General features: G+C 58.0%; 19 protein-coding genes. 8 read left to right on the top strand and 11 right to left on the bottom strand.

Annotated elements, in window-relative coordinates; translation table 11 throughout:
* The 4 genes from G556_RS11195 to G556_RS0101195 all read right to left on the bottom strand — a co-directional run bounded on the left by G556_RS11195 (position 1) and on the right by G556_RS0101195 (position 3,022).
* Entirely contained in the window at positions 1-102 is a 102-nt protein-coding gene (locus G556_RS11195) for a 30S ribosomal protein bS22 (RefSeq protein ID WP_081636672.1), read from the bottom strand.
* A 122-nt stretch (positions 103-224) separates the two neighbouring features.
* Complete coding sequence (locus tag G556_RS0101205) at positions 225-1,259, bottom strand: aspartate-semialdehyde dehydrogenase (RefSeq protein WP_028821463.1); 1,035 nt, start codon at positions 1,257-1,259, stop codon at positions 225-227.
* A 51-nt stretch (positions 1,260-1,310) separates the two neighbouring features.
* Positions 1,311-2,225 carry a proline dehydrogenase family protein gene (locus G556_RS0101200; RefSeq protein ID WP_028821462.1) on the bottom strand — a complete coding sequence of 305 codons (915 nt, stop codon included), beginning with the start codon at positions 2,223-2,225 and terminating at the stop codon, positions 1,311-1,313.
* Positions 2,222-3,022: a sugar phosphate isomerase/epimerase family protein gene (locus G556_RS0101195; RefSeq protein ID WP_024111463.1), complete on the bottom strand. Its 801-nt coding sequence runs from the start codon at positions 3,020-3,022 to the stop codon at positions 2,222-2,224. Before G556_RS0101195 ends, G556_RS0101200 begins: the two co-directional genes overlap by 4 nt.
* A 116-nt stretch (positions 3,023-3,138) precedes the next feature.
* Between G556_RS0101195 and G556_RS0101190 the strand changes: the two genes are divergently transcribed.
* The 3 genes from G556_RS0101190 (at position 3,139) to disA (ending at position 6,335) form a co-directional block, all read left to right on the top strand.
* Positions 3,139-3,777: a VOC family protein gene (locus tag G556_RS0101190; RefSeq protein ID WP_028821461.1), complete on the top strand. Its 639-nt coding sequence runs from the start codon at positions 3,139-3,141 to the stop codon at positions 3,775-3,777.
* 67 nt (positions 3,778-3,844) lie between these two features.
* Positions 3,845-5,224: a DNA repair protein RadA gene (gene radA, locus G556_RS0101185; RefSeq protein WP_028821460.1), complete on the top strand. Its 1,380-nt coding sequence runs from the start codon at positions 3,845-3,847 to the stop codon at positions 5,222-5,224.
* A 49-nt stretch (positions 5,225-5,273) separates the two neighbouring features.
* Entirely contained in the window at positions 5,274-6,335 is a 1,062-nt protein-coding gene (gene disA, locus G556_RS0101180) for a DNA integrity scanning diadenylate cyclase DisA (protein ID WP_028821459.1), read from the top strand.
* 6 nt (positions 6,336-6,341) lie between these two features.
* On the opposite strand, the gene G556_RS0101175 is transcribed toward disA, so the two are convergent.
* From G556_RS0101175 to G556_RS0101165, 3 genes are read right to left on the bottom strand one after another with little or no spacing between them, the layout of a single operon-like run.
* Positions 6,342-8,840: a glycoside hydrolase family 65 protein gene (locus tag G556_RS0101175; protein WP_028821458.1), complete on the bottom strand. Its 2,499-nt coding sequence runs from the start codon at positions 8,838-8,840 to the stop codon at positions 6,342-6,344.
* Positions 8,837-9,523, bottom strand: coding sequence for an HAD family hydrolase (locus G556_RS0101170; protein ID WP_028821457.1), 687 nt, complete (start codon positions 9,521-9,523; stop codon positions 8,837-8,839). The genes G556_RS0101175 and G556_RS0101170 overlap by 4 nt, the downstream gene beginning before the upstream one ends.
* Positions 9,524-9,583: 60 nt before the next feature.
* The gene (locus tag G556_RS0101165; RefSeq protein ID WP_028821456.1) at positions 9,584-11,284 is read right to left on the bottom strand and encodes a phospholipase D-like domain-containing protein; all 1,701 of its coding nucleotides are present in this window, start codon (positions 11,282-11,284) and stop codon (positions 9,584-9,586) included.
* A gap of 82 nt (positions 11,285-11,366) precedes the next feature.
* Here G556_RS0101165 and G556_RS0101160 point away from each other — a divergent pair, with 82 nt between their 5' ends.
* Together G556_RS0101160 and aroD are read left to right on the top strand one after the other, a co-directional pair.
* The gene (locus G556_RS0101160) at positions 11,367-11,921 is read left to right on the top strand and encodes a nucleoside/nucleotide kinase family protein (protein WP_051176521.1); all 555 of its coding nucleotides are present in this window, start codon (positions 11,367-11,369) and stop codon (positions 11,919-11,921) included.
* A gap of 16 nt (positions 11,922-11,937) precedes the next feature.
* Positions 11,938-12,660, top strand: a complete 723-nt coding sequence (gene aroD, locus G556_RS0101155) for a type I 3-dehydroquinate dehydratase (RefSeq protein ID WP_051176520.1) — start codon at positions 11,938-11,940, stop codon at positions 12,658-12,660.
* 85 nt (positions 12,661-12,745) lie between these two features.
* Here aroD and G556_RS11355 read toward each other — a convergent pair whose 3' ends face one another.
* The 3 genes from G556_RS11355 to G556_RS0101140 all read right to left on the bottom strand — a co-directional run bounded on the left by G556_RS11355 (position 12,746) and on the right by G556_RS0101140 (position 15,187).
* The gene (locus tag G556_RS11355) at positions 12,746-12,922 is read right to left on the bottom strand and encodes an NAD(P)-binding domain-containing protein (protein ID WP_155941707.1); all 177 of its coding nucleotides are present in this window, start codon (positions 12,920-12,922) and stop codon (positions 12,746-12,748) included.
* A 141-nt stretch (positions 12,923-13,063) separates the two neighbouring features.
* Positions 13,064-14,539, bottom strand: coding sequence for an NAD-dependent succinate-semialdehyde dehydrogenase (locus tag G556_RS0101145; protein WP_028821453.1), 1,476 nt, complete (start codon positions 14,537-14,539; stop codon positions 13,064-13,066).
* A gap of 126 nt (positions 14,540-14,665) precedes the next feature.
* Positions 14,666-15,187 (bottom strand): hypothetical protein, encoded by a 522-nt coding sequence (locus G556_RS0101140; protein WP_028821452.1) that lies wholly within the window; start codon positions 15,185-15,187, stop codon positions 14,666-14,668.
* A gap of 137 nt (positions 15,188-15,324) precedes the next feature.
* Here G556_RS0101140 and cysS point away from each other — a divergent pair, with 137 nt between their 5' ends.
* The 3 genes from cysS (at position 15,325) to G556_RS0101125 (ending at position 19,171) form a co-directional block, all read left to right on the top strand.
* Positions 15,325-16,728, top strand: coding sequence for a cysteine--tRNA ligase (cysS, locus tag G556_RS0101135; protein ID WP_028821451.1), 1,404 nt, complete (start codon positions 15,325-15,327; stop codon positions 16,726-16,728).
* Between the two features lie 2 nt (positions 16,729-16,730).
* Positions 16,731-17,639 carry a 23S rRNA (guanosine(2251)-2'-O)-methyltransferase RlmB gene (gene rlmB / locus G556_RS0101130; protein WP_051176519.1) on the top strand — a complete coding sequence of 303 codons (909 nt, stop codon included), beginning with the start codon at positions 16,731-16,733 and terminating at the stop codon, positions 17,637-17,639.
* Between the two features lie 92 nt (positions 17,640-17,731).
* Positions 17,732-19,171: a glycine hydroxymethyltransferase gene (locus G556_RS0101125; protein ID WP_028821449.1), complete on the top strand. Its 1,440-nt coding sequence runs from the start codon at positions 17,732-17,734 to the stop codon at positions 19,169-19,171.
* Positions 19,172-19,238: 67 nt separating this feature from the next.
* On the opposite strand, the gene G556_RS0101120 is transcribed toward G556_RS0101125, so the two are convergent.
* Positions 19,239-20,882: a phospho-sugar mutase gene (locus G556_RS0101120; RefSeq protein ID WP_028821448.1), complete on the bottom strand. Its 1,644-nt coding sequence runs from the start codon at positions 20,880-20,882 to the stop codon at positions 19,239-19,241.
* Between the last annotated feature and the right edge of the window lies 1 nt (position 20,883).

Below are 20,883 nucleotides of genomic sequence, written 5' to 3'. Positions count from 1 at the left end.
CTACTTACCTGCGCGTCGACGCTGGATACGAGTCTTCTTGAGCAGCTTGCGGTGCTTCTTCTTCGACATCCTCTTGCGACGCTTCTTAATAACGGATCCCACTAGATCGCCTTCCTTGATTTTCGAAAATGTTTACTGCAGAACCTTAATCGACGCGTTGCGTCCCTAGAAAGTTCTCGACAGACAGTTGACCAGTTTAGCCACAGGGCAAACTCTAAATAAAGTTACTTTTTATCCGCTGCAACGATTTCGGCGATCTGAATGGCGTTCAGAGCGGCACCCTTACGCAGGTTGTCGCATGCAATGAACATGGTCAGACCGGTCTTGTCGGGCACAGACAGATCCTGTCGGATGCGGCCAACGAGGCTGAAGTCAGCGCCGGCTGCGTCGCGAGGAGTCGGGGCGTCGAGGAGTTTAACCCCGTCGGCGTTCTCGAGCATCTTCATTGCCTCTTCGGGCGTGATCTCATCAGCGAACTGGGCGTGCACGACGAGCGCGTGACCGGTGAATACCGGGATGCGGACACAGGTGCCGGAAACCAGCAGCTCGGGGATGTGCAGAATCTTGCGCGATTCGTTACGCAGCTTCTGCTCTTCGTCGGTCTCTAGAGTGCCGTCGTCAACAAGGTTGCCGGCGATCGGGACTGCGTTGAAGGCGATGGGTGCCACGTACGGGCCGTTGTCAACGTCGTCGATTGCGTGGCCGTCGAGAGCCAGCTTAGCGAAGTCCTGCTTAACGGCGGCCTCGGTCTGGTTTTTCAGGGTCTGCACGCCGGCAAGACCGGAACCAGAGGTGGCCTGGTAGGTAGCAACAGTTAGGCGAACGAGCTTCTTGGCCTTGTGCAGCGGGCTAAGCACCGGCATGGCAGCCATGGTGGTGCAGTTCGGATTGGCGATGATGCCCTTCGGCGGATTCTTGACGTCCTCCGGGTTTACCTCGCTGACGACCAGCGGCACATCGGGGTCGCGCCTCCAGCAGGAGGAGTTGTCGACGACGGTGGCACCAGCGGCTGCGGCCTTCGGAGCATACTCGCGCGAGGCGGTTGCCCCTGCGCTAAAGATCGCAATGTCCAGGCCGGCGAAGTCTGCCTTGGCCATATCCTCAACGACGACGGGCTTACCCTTCCAGTCCAGCGTCTTGCCCGCGGAACGCGAAGACGCAAAAAAACGGATGTCATCGGCAGGGAAATTACGTTCGGCAAGAAGTTGACGCATGACGCCGCCAACTTGGCCGGTTGCTCCAAATACTCCAACTCGCATGGGGCAAGCCTACCCGTTATCAAGATATTGAGAATATTCGTCCAGATATCGTCAGCGCTTGCCAATGAGTGAACGCATGAACAGGAGCAGGTTCGAGGGCCGATCCTCAGCCCTGCGCAGGTAGTAGCCGATCCAATCGGGGCCGAATGGCAACTGGGTGCGGCAGGTCCTACCGGTGTCCACGAGCCGACGCTGCTCGAACGTCCGCACCCCGTAGAACATCTGGTACTCGTAATCGCTGTAGCCGTGCTTCTTGACCAGAGCCTCGCTGATCTCGATCAGGCGCGGATCGTGGGTCGCGACCAGCGGCACTCCCCCGCCCTCGAACGCTTTACGCAAGCAGTGCACGTAAGACTGGTCGACCTTCAGGCGGTTATCGAAACTGTCGGCGTCCGGCGCCGCATAGCTGCCCTTCACGATTCTTATTCGGGCGTTCTTTTCTGCCAGCCGTTCAACGTCCTTCAGGCTGCGCTTCAAGTTCGCCTGCACGGTCACACCGATCCTCGGGAAGTCTTGGTGGAGTTGATCGTGAACGACTAGCACAGTGTGGATGTGCTCGAAATCTTCCATGTCCAGGCAAACATCGATATCCAGATTTGTCGCCGTGCGGGTGATCTCCCTGGCAAGCTCAAGCGTGATCTCCGGAAATACCTGCCCCATCCCCAACGTCGAAAGACGCAAAGAAAGCTCCGCCTTATGCGAGAAGCCGCCGTCTGAGATGCGCTGCAGAATCTGCTTATAGTCGTCCACCACGTAACGCAAATTTTGCACCCGCCCCAACTGCTTAGGCAGGTAATTAATCGAGACATCAAGGCCCTTCCAAACGTGATTGTCCACGACGGGCATCAGTTCGTCGAGGTCACGTCCAGCGATGTATCTGCTGATGAGCTCTCGAGTGGCTGGGCTTTTCTCGACGGCTTCGCGTACCCGCTCGTCGCCGGCTAGCTTATCGATGAGCTTCTTCATGCAGTTCGCCTCGCATTTTCGATGTGCATTCTTGTGGTTTCCAGACATTCTCGCAGCTTTTCCCGCCTAGCCTGAACCGACGGCATTTTTCGGGTGCTGATTTCGTGAATCACATGCCCGGCATAGCCGCTGCGCACTATGTGTTCGAGCACCTCCCAAGAGCGCATGTCGCCCTCGCCTGGAAAGAGGTGTTCGTCCATCATCGAATCGTGTCCGTCGGTTAGGTGTAGGTGACGAAGCCGCGAGCCCCACTCATCGACCATCTGAAACGGATCAGCACGGCCAATGGCTGCGTGAGACAGATCGAATGTGAGCGCATCATAATTGAAATTTGTCGGGTCCCAGTGCGGGTGGTAGGCCAAAATTTCTCTGCCGAGCACTCGCCAGGGATACATGTTTTCGACGGCGATAGTCACCCCGGACTTCTCTGCAACCTCCCGCACCCCGGTGACGAAGTTGGCCGCGTAATCGTGTTGCCAACGAAACGGCGGATGCACGACGACCACATCGGCACCCAGCCTCTTGGCGGCCTTGGTGGAGACCTCCAGCTTCTCCCAAGGTTCGGAACTCCAGGTGTTTTGGGTGATGATCAGGCACGGCGAATGCACGCTGAGCACCGGCACCTGATACTTATCCCTGAGGCTCTCCACGTAGTTGATGTCCGTGCTCGAGCGGTCCACACCGACCATAAGTTCAACGCCGTCATAGCCCAATTCGGCAGCTGTCTCGAAGGCGCCAGCGGTGGTTTCTGGGTGAACAGTTGAGGTGCCCAATCCAACTTTTATTTTCTCGTGCACAGTTACACGCTAGCCCACTGTGGAAGATTCAAAAATTGCATTTCAACAAGCGCTGATCGGCCGGCTAACTGCAAATCTGATTCGCTATTGAGAAAAGAAACGGTCAAAATGGTGTCATGCATGTCGATCACCTAACTTTTGTTGCAGGGCCGGAGGGATTAGCCGATACCGTCGAGCAACTAAGCCACATTTTTGGTGACAGGTTCAAAGACGGTGGCGTTCACCCGAGTTTCGGAACACGAAATAACATCATGCCGCTAACTGATGGCCGATATTTAGAGATGGTTGAGGTTTTGAACCATCCGGCAGCAGATAAGGCTGTTTATGGGCAGGCGGTTCGTCAGCGCCAAGAGACTGGCGGCGGCTGGTTGGGCTGGGTCGTCTCCGTCGACGATCTGAGCCCATACGAGAAGCGTCTCGACCGCAAGTCGGTGAAGGGTTCTCGTCGTTTCCCAGACGGCAGGCTGCTGGAGTGGGAGCAGATCGGCGTTAAGGGCCTGATGACCGACGCGCAGTTGCCTTACTTTGTGCACTGGAAATCCGATGCAGAGGTGCTGCCGTCCGCGCTTCCCGGCGATGTGACTCTTGCGAGCATCGATATCGCCGGCTCGAAGCAGCGCGTAGAGGAATGGCTGGGCGCCCCGATGGATGCCAATTTCGACGGCGTTCACTTCGATTTCACCGCCCCGCACGGCGCGCCCGCGATCTTGGCTGTGACGTTCGACGTCCCTGGCAAGGGTTCGGTGCGAATCTAACTTTCGCTTTTTAGTTAGAGGCTCGGCCTGGCATTTTTTGTCAGACCGGGCCTCTATTGTTTTATCCATGGCTAAGAAACAAGACTCCTACGAGTGCTGCGAATGCGGCTGGACCACCGCCAAATGGGTCGGTCAGTGCGCCAGCTGCAAGGCTTGGGGAAGCATAGTCGAGCGAAGCGACTTCGAGGTTAAGGCTGCCTCCATCTCTGCCCCTTCTGCTCCAGCGGTGCCCATCACCGCTGTGGACGCCGAAACCGCCGAGCATTCTCCCACGGGCATCGGGGAATTGGATCGCGTGTTGGGCGGCGGGCTGGTGCCGGGTGCAGTCGTCTTGCTGGCAGGCGAGCCGGGCGTGGGTAAGTCGACGCTGCTGCTCGAGGTCGCTTCACGCTGGGCCAAGCACTCAAACAAGACGCTCTACATAACCGGCGAGGAGTCTGCCGCACAGGTAAGGCTGCGAGCGGGTCGAACCGATTCGCTTTCGGAAAATCTTTACCTGGCTGCCGAAACGAGCCTAGCGACTGTTCTTGGCCAGATCGAGCAGGTTCGTCCATCGCTTTTGGTTGTCGACTCGGTGCAGACCATAATTGCGGACGAATCAAACGGCGTGCCGGGTGGTTTGACGCAGGTACGCGAGATCACCAGCGCGCTGGTTCGGGTGGCCAAGCAGCGCAACATGGCTGTGCTGATCGTCGGGCACGTCACTAAGGACGGCAACATCGCAGGCCCGCGCACTCTGGAGCACCTGGTTGATGTCGTCCTCGACTTTTCGGGCGACAAATCCAGCGGTTTCAGGATGGTCAGGGCGCAGAAAAACCGGTTCGGTCCAGCCGACGAGGTTGGCTGTTTCGAGATGGGCGACCATGGCATTTTCGAGGTGCCGGACCCATCCGGAATGTTCACGACAGGGAAGGGCGAGCCGTCGCCCGGCACTTGCGTGACGGTGGCGATGGAGGGCAAGCGCCCGTTGCTGATCGAGGTGCAGGCGCTCGTCGCGCCGATTCCAGCGGAAGCGCCCGCCAGGCGAGTTACTCACGGCATGGACAATTCGCGGGTGGCAATGATCCTGGCGGTTCTACAGCGAAAGGCACACTTCCCGCTCTCGCGTCAGGACGTGTACGTATCTACGGTCGGCGGGGCTCGCATCTACGATCCGGCCGCAGATCTTTCAGTTGCGTGCGCGGTGGCTTCTGCAGCATTGGACAGAAACTTTCCGCAAAGAGTGGTCGCGTTCGGAGAAATCGGGTTGGCGGGCGATCTCCGCAGGGTTCCCGGCCTGGAAAAGCGCGTCGGCGAAGCCGCGAGGCTAGGTTTTGACCTTGCGCTGGTGCCCGCAAATAACAGGGACAAGAATCAACACATACCGAATCTGGGTGGGCTAAAAGTCGTCGAGGTCGACTCGCTCGCGCAGGCCCTCGCCACGCTAGACCTACGAAGAGCGCGTTAAACACAGGGGCCGGCACACGGGTTAGATGGCTGTAGCTAGGATTACCAACATGGGGAAACTTTTGGGGCACGACGAGGAAAGATATCGTCACTACCGGGCTTTATTGGCGCCCGGCACACCGCTACGTAGTGGCCTAAACCGCATTTCACAAGGCCATACGGGGGGCCTGATCGTGCTCGGGAACAACGCTGTCGTCAAGGAAATCAGCACTGGCGGCTTCGAGGTAAACACACCGTTCACCCCCACCGCGCTTCGCGAGCTGTCCAAGATGGACGGCGGAATCGTCCTTAGCGACGACCTCGATGTCATTGTCAAAGCTGCAGTGCACTTCGTGCCGGACGGCTCCTTGCCCACCATCGAAACCGGCACCAGACACCGCACGGCAGACCGAATCGCCCAGCAGGCCGAGATTCCTGCAGTTACGGTTTCAGCCGCAATGTCTACTATCACGCTCTTCATGTCCGGGCTGCGTTACCCAATCGAATCCTCCGAACAGATTTTGATGAGGGCCAACCAAGCCCTTGACACCCTAACCAGGTTCCACGAGAGGCTAGACGAACAATCTGCCAACCTCTCCATGCTCGAGGTGGACGACCGCGTGACGGTCGCAGACTTCATCAAGACGATTCAGCCGGTTGCTATGATGCGTCGGCTCAACCAAGAACTTGAGACATACGTCGAGGCGCTCGGCGTCGACGGGCGCTTGCTGCAGCTTCAGCTCTATGAGCTGACCAGCGACATCGACCAATTCAGTTCGATGCTCGAGCTCGACTACAAGCCCGAGGGAGCGGAGGATTTCCACCTCGACGACCTCTCCAACCTGCCCACCGGCGACCTCCTAGACGGCGTCACAGTCGCCGAGACGCTAGGGTTGCCCGCAGAACTAACTGCGCACATGACCAGCCGCGGCTTCCGCCAGGTGACGCAGGCAGCCCAAATGTCGACGAAGATCGCCGGGTATCTTCTGGAGCACTTCGGCGGCCTACAGGCGCTTTTCACCGCCACACCTAAGGAGTTGCGAGAGGTTAAGGGCGTCTCCGAGGCCCAGGCAAGAGCCATTCGAGACGGGCTGACCCGCCTCGCGGCCCGCCTTGAGCGTCAGCACGGCTAGTTGAGGTCACTCGACCCTTGGAATCGACTCCGTAGCGTCAGGCACCTCGGCGGTGATGCGGCTGCCATCGGGACGCGTCCCACCGATGATCGGGTGGGTCGTCGCCAGATTCGGCAGTCTCACGCCCTGTCCTTTAAGCTCAACCTCGAGGGGCACGCCGGGCATCACCAAGTATTCCTTGTCGCGCACGCGAACCGGTTTCTCGGTGCCTTCGAGGATCTCGAAGCGAATCTTCTTCCGCTCAACTCGAACCTCGAATAGCGTGTCTTCCTGCGTGAGCCGCAGCTGCAGATGATCCCAATGCCTCGGCAAACGCGGATCGAATTCCATAACCGGACCCCACTGGCGCATACCAGCGAAGCCGCAGGCGAGCGAGTGCCAGACACCGCCAGCAGATGCGATGTGGACGCCGTCGGATGCGTTGTGATGCAGATCTGCCAGGTCGACGTAGAGTCCCGCCAGGAAGTATTCGTATGCCATATCTTGATGGCCGACCTCGGCCGCAACAATCGACTGCACGACGACGGAAAGCGAAGAATCACCCGTGGTGATCGGGTCGTAGTACTCGAAGTCTGCGCGCTTCTGCTCGCGGGTGTAGCGGTTGCCGAGCAGGAAATTCGCGAGCACGACGTCTGCTTGCTTTAGCACCTGGAAGCGATAAATCACCAGCGGGTGGTAGTGCAGTAGCAGCGGGAAGCGCTCCTTCGGGGTGTTTTCGATGTCCCAGAGTTCCTTGTGGATGAAGACGTCGTCTTGCAGATGGATGCCCAGCTGCTCGTCGTAGGGAATTTTCATGCCTTCCGCGCAGTGTGCCCATTCCTCGATTTCATCTGCGCGAAGATTAAGGTTTTTCCGCAGCCTGGAGAGTTCCTCGGGGGCTTCTTCGTGCATCGTCTCGACGACCTTGCAAGCCAGTTCCAGGTTATTTTTGGCCATCACGTTCGTGTACATGTTGTTATTCACGACCGTGGTGTATTCGTCGGGGCCGGTGACGCCGTGGATCTCGAAGGTGTCGCCGCGCCAGAACCCGAGGTCGGCCCACATTCTGGCCGTTTCGATCAGCAACTCTGCACCCTCGCCGTAGATGAACTCCGTGTCGCCCGTGACGTCCCAGTAGCGCCCAATCGAGTAGGCGATGGCTGCGTCTATGTGGTATTGCGCGGTGCCTGCAGCGTAGTAGGCGGACGCTTCCTCGCCGTTGATGGTTCGCCACGGGAACAGCGCACCACCAACGGACATCTCGCGCGCCCTCTCGCGGGCCTGCTGCAGCGACGTGTACCTGAAACGAAGCGCGTTCCTAGCCCAAATCGGGCTGGTGTAGGAAAGGAACGGGATGACGTAAACCTCGGAGTCCCAGAAGTAGTGGCCCTCGTAGCCGTCGCCGGTGACGCCCTTCGCCGGGATACCCAAACCGTCGGAGCGGCCACCTGCCTGCGCCAGCTCGAATAGGCACCAGCGAACCGCCTGCTGGATGCGCTCGTCGCCACCAACCTGGACGTCGCTTCGGCGCCAAAACCCGTCGAGCACCTCTTTGTGGGAGGCAACCATCTGCTCGAATCCGCTATTACGCACGCGGTCGAGCGTACGACGAACCCGGTCGCTTAGTTCCCGAACGGGAACGGACCTGGAGGTGTGGTAGGCGATGGCTTTGGAGATCAGTATCGGCTCGCCCTGTTTGGCACCGATGCGGTAGATCTTGCGCCCCATGTCAGCGGTGGTGTCGTCGATCTCTTCGAACTCGTTGTTGGTGATTATCTGGTGATCAGCGCCCACCCCGAGCGTCATGCCGGAGTTTGCCACTTTGTAGCCAAGGATCATGCGTCGAGGGCTGCACCAGTCGAGTTCGCCAAGTAGCACCCGGTGGCCGAAGCCATGGTTCTTGCGCGGATCCTTGATGCCCACCTGCTGGCTTTCAGCGGTTATGGGCTGCTGGGCGAGGCTGTCGAAGTCTTCCTGGTTGACGATCTGCGAGCTGATGACGATCGGCGCGTCGCCCTCCAGCATGGTCACCTCGAAGGTCATTAGGGCCAGGTGCCTGTCGGCGAGGCTGACCATTCGTCGGCTGCGCACCTGGACGCGCTTACCCGAGGGGGTGCGCCAGATCAGATTGCGCCTCAGCACGCCATCGTGAAAATCTAGGGAACGTTCATAATCTACTAGGTCGGCCATAGAGATGATCAGCGGTTCGTCGTCGACGTAGAGCTTTATGATGTGCGAACTTGGCGCGTTGACCAGCGTCTGTCCGGTCTTTGCGAATCCGAATGCGTTCTCGGCGTGTTTGATCTCCCAGGTCTCGTGGAACCCGTTGATGAACGTGCCGTTTTTATAGCTAGGACGGGTCTCTTCCGGGGTGGCGCGGATGCCGAGATAGCCGTTCGCGGTTGCAAAAAGCGTCTCGGTTATTCCCAGGTCATCGTTGCTGGGATATTTTTCCACCAGCCGCCAAGGATCGATCGGAAAACGCTCGGCATCCATCGGATCTTCGCGAGGTTCGGGAACGATCATTTCGTAAGCTCCTCAAGATCGGATACCACCAGTTGCGCTCCTGACGCCTCCAGAGCCTCGACGCCTGCTCCCCTATCAACGCCGATAACAAGACCGAAGTTTCCTGCCGCTCCGGCCTGGACGCCTGAGATGGCATCCTCGACCACGACCGCAGCCGAGTTCTGCTCGCCGCAAAGATGTGCTGCGTAAGAGTATGTGTCGGGTGCCGGCTTTCCGGCCAGCCCCTGTTCGCGAGCGACGTTGCCATCGACAACGTGCTCGAAGTAATCGCGAATGCCTGCGACATCGAGCACCGCCAGCGCGTTTCTCGAAGAGCTGACTACGCACATCTTCACGCCCGCATCGTGAAGCTGGTCAATCAGCCTCTTCGATCCCGGGTATGCCTCAATTCCGTCGCGTTCAAGCACTGCTGAAAAATCGTCATTCTTCAGGTCACCGAGACGAACCACTTCTTCCTCGCTGAGGTTCAGCCCCAGGCTCTCGAGGTAGTTTCTCACGCCCGCGTATCGGGGTTTGCCGTCGACAAACTTGTAGTAGTCGTCGTCGGTGTAGGTGCGGTCGTCGCCGATTTCGCGCAGGTAGTCGTTGAACATCTTCGACCACGCCTTGCGGTGAATCTGAGTTGTGGGGGTTAGCACGCCATCAAGATCAAAAAGTATGACCCGAAATTGACTCCATTCCATGGCTCTACCCTAAGCCAGCCGCACATGCTCACCAAAGTGCTGCACCCACGCGTGCAATGCCTACATCATCGGCGAGAAGGTTCGAAGGATCGCGCGCATCACCCTGCGTGGCACGCTGACCGACCGCGCTTCCTCCAAAGTGACGGGTTTGCTGAGGCGCTCAAGCTCATCAAAATCGGCCGCCATGTCCGCGATTGCGGTGGTTTTGAACATCCACACCGCGTTCTCCTGGTGCAGGTAAAAGCTACGGAAATCAAAGTTGATGGTTCCGATGATGGCGAATTCGTCGTCTGCAACCATCTGCTTGGCGTGCAGGAACCCTGGGGAGTATTCGAAGATTTTGATGCCTGCTTCCAGCAGCGGCGCATAGTTGGATCTGGTCACCTCGTAGACGACCTTCTTGTCGGGTATCCCCGGCACGAAGATGCGGATCCTTACGCCAGATTTTGCTGCAGCGACCAGCACATCGGTCTGCTCTTGCGACGGCACCAGATAAGGAGTCGTCAAATCGACGTAGTTCTGGGCGCGCATGATGAGCTGGCGGTATCCAGCCCAGCCTGTCGATGTGTTATCGAACGGTGTGTCGTCGAAAACCAATGTGGCGCCGGGCTCGTCCCCGTCCCACTGCCGATCGGGTTTGTAGGCGTCGAGTTCGGTTACCTCGCCTGTGTTCAGGTCCCAGAACGAGAAGTAGAGGGTAGCTAGGCCCCACACGCCCGGCCCCTCCATGCGCAGGACGGTGTCTCGCCAGTGGCCGAAGCGCTCGATGCGGTTGACGTATTCGTCGGCGATGTTGATGCCGCCCGTGTAGCCGATTTCGCCGTCGATGACGAGCAATTTGCGGTGATCGCGGTTGTTATAGCGAAGGGTCAGGCCAGGGCCGAACTTATTGATCGGCTGCGCCTTGATGCCCATCTTGCGAAGCCGTTTCTCAAAGCCGGAGGCTACCTTCAGCATGGAGCCGAAGTCGTCGTACATGAAGAAGATCTTGACGCCCTCGGCGATTTTGCGCTCCAGCACCTCGAGCAGCTCGTTGAGCATCGAGCCCTCGGCGACGATGAAGAATTCCAGTCCGATCCATCGCTTTGCTTTCTCAAGGTCTTCGAGCATCTGGACGAAGGCGTCGTCGCCCACCGGGTAATAGGTGGTCTTCGTGCCCGCGTAGCCGATGAACGGGCCTGCGGCTTCGAAATATGCCAGCTGACGTCGGGCTCTCGGGTCGACGTCTGGGCCCACCGGGATCATGGAACTTTCCGACTTGATCTGTTCCAGCTCAGCCTTGCTGTCGGGGAACTCGGCGTCTTTCTTATTGCCTTCCGCCCAAGACTCGTGGACGGCAGCCGGACCGGCGGTTATCGCCTTGGGAGAGTTCACCTGGTGGCGTCGAATGTCCTCTTGGATCTCCATGTAGCGACGCATCTGTTTACCTGCTCCGCTTCGAGCACCGAATAGCAGGTAGAAAACACCGCCAGCCAGCGGCACGAGCAAAATGACGATCGACCACGCCAGCTTGTATTCGATCTGCATGCGCGAGTTGAGGATGTAGGCGACCACCAATGCGCTGACCAGGACTCCAAGGGCGGCGACCCAACGCATGTAGGACGCGCCGACGAAGATGAGCATCACGAATAGAACCAGCTGCGCCAGCAGAGCTAGGGCGGTTAAGCCAAATCTCAGCCAGGTTGCGGCGAACCGCTGCCCCCTGGGGTGCTTGTTCTGGTTACGCGAGACAGCGCGCTTGCCTTGAAGATCTACAGACACATTCAAATTATCTAACAGAAGTTATGCTTTTCACATTGTCCCCCACCATTGACCAGTCTTCGGAGCGATACGCAAGGTGAAAATGCCACCCGAATTAGTGCTGCCAACAGATTTCGAGACGCTTGTGACCATGATGTGCTCGGTGGATTCGCCACGCCCTGTTTTCCTGCTCGACGGCGGTTCCGGAGCTGGGAAATCAAGGCTTTCGGGGCTGCTCATGCCGAGGCTAAAGGAGCGGTTCCCGGGCATCGAACTTCTAGCCTTGGACAGCTTCTATCAGGGCTGGGACGGGGTCTTCGAGGCCGCAAGTCACCTCGTCGACGGAATTTTGACCAGCCCAAATCCGGGGTATCGCACCTGGGATTGGTATGAGAGCAAGCCCGGCGAATGGGTTTCGCTGCGCCCAGGCGTCCCACTGCTCGTGGAGGGTTGCGGGGCGATCACTCGGCGAAGCGTTGAACTGGCAGATTTGAGCATCTGGCTCGAGCGTCCCGAAGAGGACCGCAAGCGGCTGGCGCTAGCGCGCGACGGCGACACATTCGCACCTTGGTGGGATCGCTGGGCTGCCAACGAACGTAAGCTACGCGAGAAAAATCCTCCGTCGCAATTGGCCGACGTCAAAGTCACGTTTAGTTAAGGCTAGGCTTTCGCTTGTGACTTCGACGCGAATTGGAAACCTGAGTCTCGCCCCCGGCCAGCGACCGAAGATTATCGTCCCCATCGCCTGCGCATCGCCAGAAGAGGCAGTGGACGCGGCCGGGACGATAGGGGCTTCGTCAGCAGACATGGCCGAGCTGCGCGTCGACGTGCTATCCGAAACCGACCTGCCCGCGCTTTTGGACGAGATCCGAAACGCGCTAGCCGGCAAGCCGCTGCTGTTCACGTTCAGGACCGCTGCCGAGGGAGGCGCAGAGGTTACCGCTGAGCGTTACCTCTCGCTGATCCAAACCGCAGCCGGCCATGACTGCGTTGACGCGATTGACATCGAACTAGCCTCCCCCGTCTTCGAAGAGGCAATGAAGATTGCCGGGTCCAAGCCGGTCGTGGCGTCGTTCCACGATTTTTCCGCCACTCCGTCCAACAAAGAGATGGAGGCCAAGCTACGCAAGATGAAAGAGGCCGGCGCCCAGATAGCGAAGATCGCCGTCACCGCTAATAGCCCAGTGGACGTCGCCAGGCTGCTAGAGGTTACCGCCCGCTGCGCGAAAGATTTTTGCGTGCTGACGATAGCCATGGGAAAGGACGGTGCGGTAAGCCGGATCTGCGGCCAAGCCTTCGGTTCCGTGGCTACCTTCGCAACGATCCGCGACTCCTCAGCCCCCGGTCAGCTAAGTCTGGAAGATACCCAAGCGGGCCTCGATCAATTCGACCTTTAGGCAAAAGTAGCGGGACCCGCATCTGCGTAGCGCTCGAGGAAGAAGTCGAGGATCGTCATGTCCTTGAAGATGTCGCCGGAGGTTTTTACATATTGTTCCGTGGCGGGACGCGGGTCGCGCGGGCACCGTACTGGGTGGCCAGCTTCTCTGCTGCGTCACCGAACGGGTCTGCCACAATCTCGATGGAATGTTCCGGCATGGATGCGAAAGTACGAGCATGTACCTGAGCAATGCGCCCAGCACCTAGAATTGCAAACTTCATTGTTAGACCTTCCCGAGTGTTAATGTAATTACATTATGCAGCATAAAGACTCTTTTGTAACGTCTACTGAACGAATTTTCATCTTCTAGGTGCTTGGCGCGTGCCAGCAGAAACATTTAGTTTTTTATTTGCACATTTGGTTTAGCCAAAGACGCTTACCTTCATGTCCAGGTATTCAAAAATGCCTTCGCTACCGCCCTCCGCGCCAAGGCCGGATTGCTTCATGCCACCGAATGGCGAAACCGGGTCGGAGACCGCGCCCGTGTTCACGCCAATCATTCCGGCGCGAATGGCACGTCGGGCGCGCATGGCGGCCGCGTAATCGTCGGTTACGACGTAACCCGCAAGCCCAAACTCGGTGTCATTTGCCAGCTTGAGCGCCTCCTCCTCGCCATTCACGCGGTAGATAGCGACGATCGGCCCGAAGATCTCGTTCTTGAAGATCTCGGCGTCGGTGGGCACATGGTCTAGGACGGTCGGAGCCATGAAACGGCCCTCCTTGTCGAGCGGCTTACCACCGGTCAGTACCTTCGCGCCGCGCTTAACCGCGTCGTCCACCAGCTCGGTCATCCTCGCCACGGCCTTCTGATCGATCATCGGGCCAATCTTGACGCCCTCATCCATGCCGTTGCCCACCTTAAGAGCCTCGGTTTCTTCAACCATGCGCTCGGCGAATTCGTCGGCGAGGCTTTCGTCGACGATAAACCGGTTGGCCGCGATGCAAACCTGACCGCCACCGCGGTATTTAGCAGCCATAGCGGTTTCGATGGCTGTGTCCATGTTTGCGCCCTCGAGCACAACCAGTGGCGCGTTTCCGCCAAGCTCCATGGAGGTGTGCAAGATGTTGGGCGCGCTGTCTGCCAGCAAGCTAGAGCCGACGCCCGTCGAACCTGTGAAGGAGATTTTTGCCAGGCGCGGATCAGACAGGAGCTGATCGCTGATGGCTTTCGAGCCGTGCATCGGCAGAATATTGACCACGCCTGCGGGCAACCCAGCCTTCTCAAGAACCCGCACGAACAGCAGGGCGGTTAGGGGCGTGTTTTCCGAAGGCTTGAGGATGCTTGTGCAGCCGGCCGCGAGTGCTGGCCCCACCTTGCGGCCGAACATGGCAACCGGGAAGTTCCAGGGGCTGATCAGGTAGCAGGGGCCAACCGGCTCGTAGCTGACCACGCCCTCCTTGCCGTTGGGCAGGGTGAACTGACGTCCATGGCCGCGCAGCGCTTCGGCGGCGAACCAGCGCAGAAAGTTAGCGCAGTAGTCCACCTCTCCCCTGGCGTCGGACAGCGGCTTGCCCATTTCGAGGGTCATGACGCGCGCAATAATTTCCTTGTTCTCAAGCATGATCACGTATGCATCGGAGAGGATCTGCCAGCGCTCGTTGGGGGTGGTGGCTCCCCAGGAATCCTGGGCCTTAACTGCGGCATCGAGGGCGGTTTTTGCGTCTTTAGCGCTTGCCGAGGAGACTTCAGCAAGCACCTTGCCGGTAGCCGGATTTTCGACCTTAAAGGTCTCGCCAGATTCTGAGGCACGCCAAACCCCATCGATGTAGAGCGCCTTAGAAAGGTCCGGAAGAAACTCCAGCTCGGAATCCGAAAGTAGGTAATTAGCGTTTGCCATGTGTCCCTCCCAATAAATAAAACTGCGCCGCACCGCGCATTTGTAATTACATGTTACGGACCCCGATTCTTTTTAGAGAAGAAATACACATAAAATACGGAATAACCAGCCAACAGTCACCACACTTTATTCCGCGTCCGTAACCCCATCTTCCGGCTTCCAGCACCTCTTCGTGCCGTCAATATCGCCCCAAGCAATGCTGCGCACTTTCCATCTCTCAGTACTCATGACGGGTTCATACTCTGACCAGTCCGAGACAGAACAGGGCCTGCCCCATGTTTCATCATTATGACTAAGAACAAAGTAGTGCCCTGGCGGCAGCAGATTTAATTTAATCGGATCTTTGATACATGGTTTATTATGTGAAACCCAAAAAGACTCCGCTTTGATTTCTACATTTGCAACAAGCCCCCTTTCGCCGCCAGTATTCACGATAAACAATCCCCAAGCATTTTTCTTACTATTTTCCTCGTCCACCACTTTCTGGACCCAGTATGCATACACCGTTGCCGCAAGGCGTTTCCTCTCCAACTCCTTCTCATTTTCATCTGCTTTACGATTGGCTCTAATAGATAAAAACAAAGCAAATAAGCTAATTCCAGCACTTATTATTCCCGCCAGTAGTTCTGTAAGACTTCCGACCTCCATCACAGATCTCCTTAAACTTAAAAGCTAAATATCTAACAAAAGAATAATTTACAGCCATTATCACTAATGTCTTCGAATTTTTTCGATTCGCTTTCTTCACTTCTCGCTCCATCGCGTTATAACGCTAGACTTACCCCATGACATTTCACCTTTACGACGAGCAGCTTGGCAAGGTTGTCGAATTCGAGCCAATCATCCCCGGCCAGGTTTCGATTTACCACTGTGGGCTGACCGTACAAGCACCGCCCCACCTGGGCCACATTCGCAAGGAGATCGTCTTTGACGTGCTTCGGCGGTGGCTCGAAGGCTGTGGGCTGAAGGTGAAAGTGGTGGCCAACGTCACCGACATCGACGACAAGATCATCGCCAAGTCCGCCGAACAGGGCATCGAATGGTACGAGCTCAGCTACGCGATGGAGCTAGAGCTACACCGCGCATACACCGCACTCGGCTGCCGTCCGCCGGACTACGAGCCGCGCGCAACCGGCCACATCCCCGAGCAGATCGAGCTAATTCAGCGCCTGCTCGAGCGTGGACACGCCTATGTTGCCGACGATGGCTCGGCAAACGTTTACTTCGACGTGCGCAGCTGGCCGCAATACGGCGAACTGTCCCACCAGAAGATTTCTGAGATGGTCAACGACGAAGGCGCCGACAACAAGGGCAAGAGAGACGCCCGTGACTTCGCGCTTTGGAAAGGCCACAAGGAGGACGAACCAGAAACCGCTTCCTGGCCGAGCCCGTGGGGTCGCGGTCGTCCCGGCTGGCACCTCGAGTGCTCCGCGATGAGCCTGAAATACCTGGGCGCCGAGTTCGACATTCACGGCGGCGGCATGGACCTCAAATTCCCCCACCACGAAAACGAGCTCGCGCAGTCGCGCGCGGCGGGCTTCGGCTTCGCCAAGTACTGGATGCACAACGCATTCGTCACCGCAGCCGGCGAGAAGATGAGCAAGTCACTAGGCAACTACGCTCGCGTCACCGAGGTCACCAAGCAGTACCCCGCCCGCGCGGTTCGTCTCTACCTGGCTCAGACCCACTACCGCTCGGTCATCGAGTTCTCCGACACGTCTTTGGAAGAGGCCACGGCACGCCTGTCCCGTATCGACGGGTTCCTGGTGCGCGCGGGCATCTCCGGGGCTCCACAGTTCAGGTTCGAGGACCTGCCAGAAGAATTCGTCAAGGCTATGGACGACGATCTCAGCACGCCAGCCGCGGTCGCCGTCATCTACGAGACAGTAAAGGCAGGGAACAAGGCCCTCGACTCGGGGCATGATGCAAGCGAGCAGCTGAAGGCGCTCCGCGCGATGCTGCACATTCTCGGCCTCGACCCGCTAGCCCCAGAATGGGAGAACAGCGCATCCGGCCCAGACCACACCGAGATCATCGACGGCCTGGTGAAGCTGGTTTTAGACCAGCGCACAGCGGCCCGTGAACGTAAGGACTGGGCAAACGCCGACGCGATTCGCGACACCCTGACGCAGCTCGGCATCAAGGTTGAAGACACCCCCGCCGGCGCCCGCTGGCAGATCGGAGGTTAAGCATGGCACGCAAAGTAGGTTCCGGCGGAAAGCATAAGCGCGCGCTACGCGGACGCGGCAACACGCCCAAAGCCGAAGACCGCGTCTACCACAAGGCATACAAGGGCAGGAAGAACGGCCAAGGCAAGCCGCAGCAGAACCGCAAACCGTCCAGCACGGGACGCGGCGCCGGCGCCGATTGGGTCGTAGGTCGCAACCCGGTGCTGGAGGCCATGAAGGCGGGTCTGCCGGTTAAGGCGGCATACGTCGCCGAAGGTAGCGACCGCGATAACAGGCTCGCTGACATCTTCAAGTATGCAGCCGAAAACTCCATCACCCTGCTGCAGACCACCCGTGGCGAGCTCGACCGCCTTACCGGCGGCTCCGTGCACCAGGGCGTCGCCATGCAGTTGCCGAGTTACGAATACGCCGATGCCCAAGATCTGATGGCAGATGCGCTATACGACGACGATAAGCAGGCGCTGGTTGTGATGCTCGACGGCATCACCGACCCGCACAACCTCGGCGCGATCGTCCGTTCCGCAGCGGCTTTCAACGCCCACGGCGTCGTAATTCCGGAACGCCGCTCGGCTTCCATGACGGCAGTTGCGTGGAAGTCATCTGCGGGTGCCGCAGCGCGCATCCCCGTGGCTAAAACCACCAACATCAACCGGGCAATCGACCAATACAAGAAGGCCGGATACACCGTCGTCGGCCTTGCCGGTGGCGGCGACGCGGATATCGCGGCGACCCCCGGACTAGACGGTCCGCTCGTTATCGTTGTCGGCTCAGAAGGCGCCGGAATCTCTCGTCTCACCCAAGAAAAGTGCGACGTGCTGGCCTCCATCCCAATCAGCAATTCCGTCGAGAGCCTGAACGCATCCGTCGCCGCAGCAATTGCACTATACGAAGTTTCTCGCGTTCGCGGTTAGCACGGAAACAAGAATCGACCAGCGCGCTGCGATGGGCAATAATTCAGCGTAGCGCCTAACTAAACCGCTTTTTAACTACTTTTAGGAGCAAAATGTCAGACGTCGCCACCGCGAGCACTGCTTATCAGGCAATCTTGTCTCTCATTAACAAGACGGAGCCCCGCGTGGGTGCGGCAATCGCACAAGAGCTCGGAGACCAGCGCGAATCGCTCAAACTAATCGCCTCTGAGAACTACGCTTCCCTAACCACCCTGTTGACCATGGGAACGTGGATGTCCGATAAGTACGCCGAAGGCACCGTCGGTCACCGCTTCTACGCAGGCTGCCGCAACGTCGACACCGTCGAGGCTGTTGCCGCTGAGCACGCACGCGAACTGTTCGGCGCAGACTACGCATACGCGCAGCCGCACTCCGGCATCGACGCGAACTTGGTGGCCTACTGGTCGATTCTTTCACACAAGATCGAGACCCCGGCGCTGGAGAAGGTCGGCGTGCGCAACATCAACGACCTCTCAAACGAAGACTGGGCCAAGCTCCGCGCCGAGCTCGGCAACCAGCGTCTCATGGGCATGAGCCTGGACGCCGGCGGCCACCTCACCCACGGCTTCCGAAACAACATCTCCGGAAAGATGTTCGACCAGCGCAGCTACGGCACCGACCCGAAAACTGGTCTGCTGGATTACGACGCCCTGGCGAAGCAGGCCCGCGAATTCAAGCCGCTGATCATTGTCGCAGGCTACTCGGCCTATCCGCGTCGCGTTAGCTTCGCGAAGATGCGCGAGATCGCCGACGAGGTTGGCGCAGTCCTGATGGTAGATATGGCGCATTTCGCTGGCCTGGTTGCTGGCAAGGCGTTCACCGGCGAGGAAAACCCTGTTCCATACGCCGACGTCGTCACCACCACCACTCACAAGTCGCTGCGAGGCCCGCGTGGTGGCCTAGTGCTGGCCAAAGAAGAATACGCCGAGGATGTCGATCGCGGCTGCCCGATGGTTCTGGGCGGCCCGCTGGCTCACGTGATGGCCGCCAAGGCCATCGCGCTGGCTGAGGCAAGGCAGGAGTCCTTCCGCACCTACGCCGCGCAGGTTTGCGCGAACGCGAAGGCGCTGGCAGAGGGCTTGATGAGCCGCGGGGTCAAGCTGGTCACTGGCGGCACCGACAACCACATCTGCCTGCTCAACGTTTCTAAGAGCTTCGGCATCACCGGCCGCCAGGCAGAGTCCGCGCTGCTTGAATCTGGGATCGTCACCAACCGCAACTCGATTCCGCGCGACCCGAACGGCGCCTGGTACACCTCCGGCATCCGCATCGGCACCCCTGCGCTGACCTCTCGCGGTTGTGACGAGAACGACATGGATCGAGTCGCCGAGCTGATCGTCGAGGCACTCAAAGCAACCGAGCCGACCACCACCAGCAACGGAAACCCGAGCAGGGCCAAGTACAAGATGGCCGACGGCGTTGCGGAGCGCGTCCGTGACGGCGCAGCCGAGCTGATGGCGGCCAACCCGCTTTACCCCGGCCTGGAGCTTTAAACCGAAAAGGAGGGCGGCGTTCAAATTCGTTTGAACGCCGCCCTTACTGTGTCAACAATTCTTTGTATCACATGCCGCAAAGTTTTTTAGTCGCGTCAGAGAGCTTCTTCAGTCTTACGTTGGCTTTATCCCAGTCAGCTCCATCTGCAGGATCTAAAACAACTTCTAAATAGCATTTGAGCTTCGGTTCAGTTCCGCTCGGCCTTATAACAACTCGGGAATCGTTTTCGGTGCGTATTAGAACACCGTCGGTTCCAGGAGTCTCTCCGTATCCACCATTAAGGTCTACATATTCGGTAATCGGATTATCTGCTAATTCGCTAGGCCCCAACTGATGGAGACGTTGCATTGCTTTAGTAATAAGTGATTGATCGCTGACTCTAAAAGTGAGTGGGAAGGTTTTGTGAATCCCGTACCGTTCTGCCAAAGCATCAAAAAACTCTAAAACGTCTAGGCCACTGTCTATTAAACTTGAAACGATGGTGGCTATAACTACCGCGGCAGAAACCCCATCCTTGTCTCTAACGTGATCAGGGTCTACACAATGCCCGATTGCTTCCTCATATCCGTAGACTAAGTCAGGTACGCGTGCGATCCACTTGAAACCAGTCAACGTGGTGACGTGCCTGAGGCCATGCGCTTCAGCGATCTTACCCAGCAACCTGCTAGAGACGATAGACGACGCCAGCGTGCCCGTTTCGACGCGTTCCGCGACGTACTTCCCGATCAAAGCACCCGTCTCGTCTCCGGAAAGTTTCACCCAACCGTTAGCCAACGGCATACCAGCGCTAGGGGTCTGCCGGGCAGGAACAGCTACAGCACAGCGATCGGCGTCGGGATCAATTGCAATGATCAGATCGGCATTGACCTCATTGGCTTTCTCCACTGCAAGATCCAAAGCACCGTCTTCTTCGGGGTTGGGGAAAGCAACCGTAGGGAACTCGGGATCCGGCTCCCACTGGCTATCGACCTTAACGACGTCATTAAACCCTGCAGCTTTAAATACAGAAAGGGCGATTTCCCCACCAACTCCATGCATTGGAGTCAGAACTATCTTCAACTTTTTTGCGCGCCCCAGAGCACTTACAGCCTTCTGATAAGCATCTCGAGTATCGACATCGCTGACCTCATCGGAAAGCGGAATCTCGTCAGCGGGTGGCGCCGCATTGATACATTCGAAAATTTCCTTATCAGCGGGCGGCACAATCTGAACGCCCGAAGCTTCCCCCGTGGCCACACGTCCGCCTAGATAAACCTTGTAGCCGTTGTCCTTTTTAGGGTTGTGGGATGCCGTTACCATGATGCCGGCATCGGCGTTTAATTCTTTAACGCTGAACGCGGTGAGCGGCGTCGGCTGTGAGAATGGCAACAACAGCGCCTGGCCACCAGCTCCTGAAACCACTTTTGCGACGGCCTTAGCGAACTTAACTGACCCGTGCCTTGCATCGCAGCCAATCACCACCCTTGGACGATCTACTTGAGAATTAAGCCAACTCATCAACCCGCTTGTGGCTCGCATCACAACAGCCTGGTTCATGCGCGATTCGCCAAAACCAATTTCACCGCGCAAACCCGCAGTACCAAATTCAAGAGGGCCGGAGAATGCCTTTTCCAACTCTTCTTCATCTTCTAAGACATTTGCAAGAGCCTTTCGTGTTTCTGCGTCAGGATCGTGCCGAATCCATTTTTCAGCTTTTTCGCGAATGTTCACG

It is taken from the genome of Propionimicrobium lymphophilum DSM 4903 (assembly GCF_000423485.1).
Classification (GTDB): domain Bacteria; phylum Actinomycetota; class Actinomycetes; order Propionibacteriales; family Propionibacteriaceae; genus Propionimicrobium; species Propionimicrobium lymphophilum.
Note: the sequence above shows the minus strand (reverse complement) of the source record. Positions and strands in the feature narration are given on the sequence as shown.

What these genes read in the sequence shown, in the direction of transcription:
- G556_RS0101205 (WP_028821463.1), bottom strand. Translation starts at nt 1,259, where the DNA reads ATGCGAGTTGGAGTATTTGGAGCAACCGGCCAAGTTGGCGGCGTCATG.
- G556_RS0101200 (WP_028821462.1), bottom strand. Translation starts at nt 2,225, where the DNA reads ATGAAGAAGCTCATCGATAAGCTAGCCGGCGACGAGCGGGTACGCGAA.
- G556_RS0101190 (WP_028821461.1), top strand. Translation starts at nt 3,139, where the DNA reads ATGCATGTCGATCACCTAACTTTTGTTGCAGGGCCGGAGGGATTAGCC.
- radA (WP_028821460.1), top strand. Translation starts at nt 3,845, where the DNA reads ATGGCTAAGAAACAAGACTCCTACGAGTGCTGCGAATGCGGCTGGACC.
- disA (WP_028821459.1), top strand. Translation starts at nt 5,274, where the DNA reads ATGGGGAAACTTTTGGGGCACGACGAGGAAAGATATCGTCACTACCGG.
- G556_RS0101175 (WP_028821458.1), bottom strand. Translation starts at nt 8,840, where the DNA reads ATGATCGTTCCCGAACCTCGCGAAGATCCGATGGATGCCGAGCGTTTT.
- G556_RS0101170 (WP_028821457.1), bottom strand. Translation starts at nt 9,523, where the DNA reads ATGGAATGGAGTCAATTTCGGGTCATACTTTTTGATCTTGATGGCGTG.
- G556_RS0101160 (WP_051176521.1), top strand. Translation starts at nt 11,367, where the DNA reads ATGCCACCCGAATTAGTGCTGCCAACAGATTTCGAGACGCTTGTGACC.
- G556_RS11355 (WP_155941707.1), bottom strand. Translation starts at nt 12,922, where the DNA reads ATGAAGTTTGCAATTCTAGGTGCTGGGCGCATTGCTCAGGTACATGCT.
- G556_RS0101145 (WP_028821453.1), bottom strand. Translation starts at nt 14,539, where the DNA reads ATGGCAAACGCTAATTACCTACTTTCGGATTCCGAGCTGGAGTTTCTT.
- G556_RS0101140 (WP_028821452.1), bottom strand. Translation starts at nt 15,187, where the DNA reads ATGGAGGTCGGAAGTCTTACAGAACTACTGGCGGGAATAATAAGTGCT.
- cysS (WP_028821451.1), top strand. Translation starts at nt 15,325, where the DNA reads ATGACATTTCACCTTTACGACGAGCAGCTTGGCAAGGTTGTCGAATTC.
- rlmB (WP_051176519.1), top strand. Translation starts at nt 16,731, where the DNA reads ATGGCACGCAAAGTAGGTTCCGGCGGAAAGCATAAGCGCGCGCTACGC.
- G556_RS0101125 (WP_028821449.1), top strand. Translation starts at nt 17,732, where the DNA reads ATGTCAGACGTCGCCACCGCGAGCACTGCTTATCAGGCAATCTTGTCT.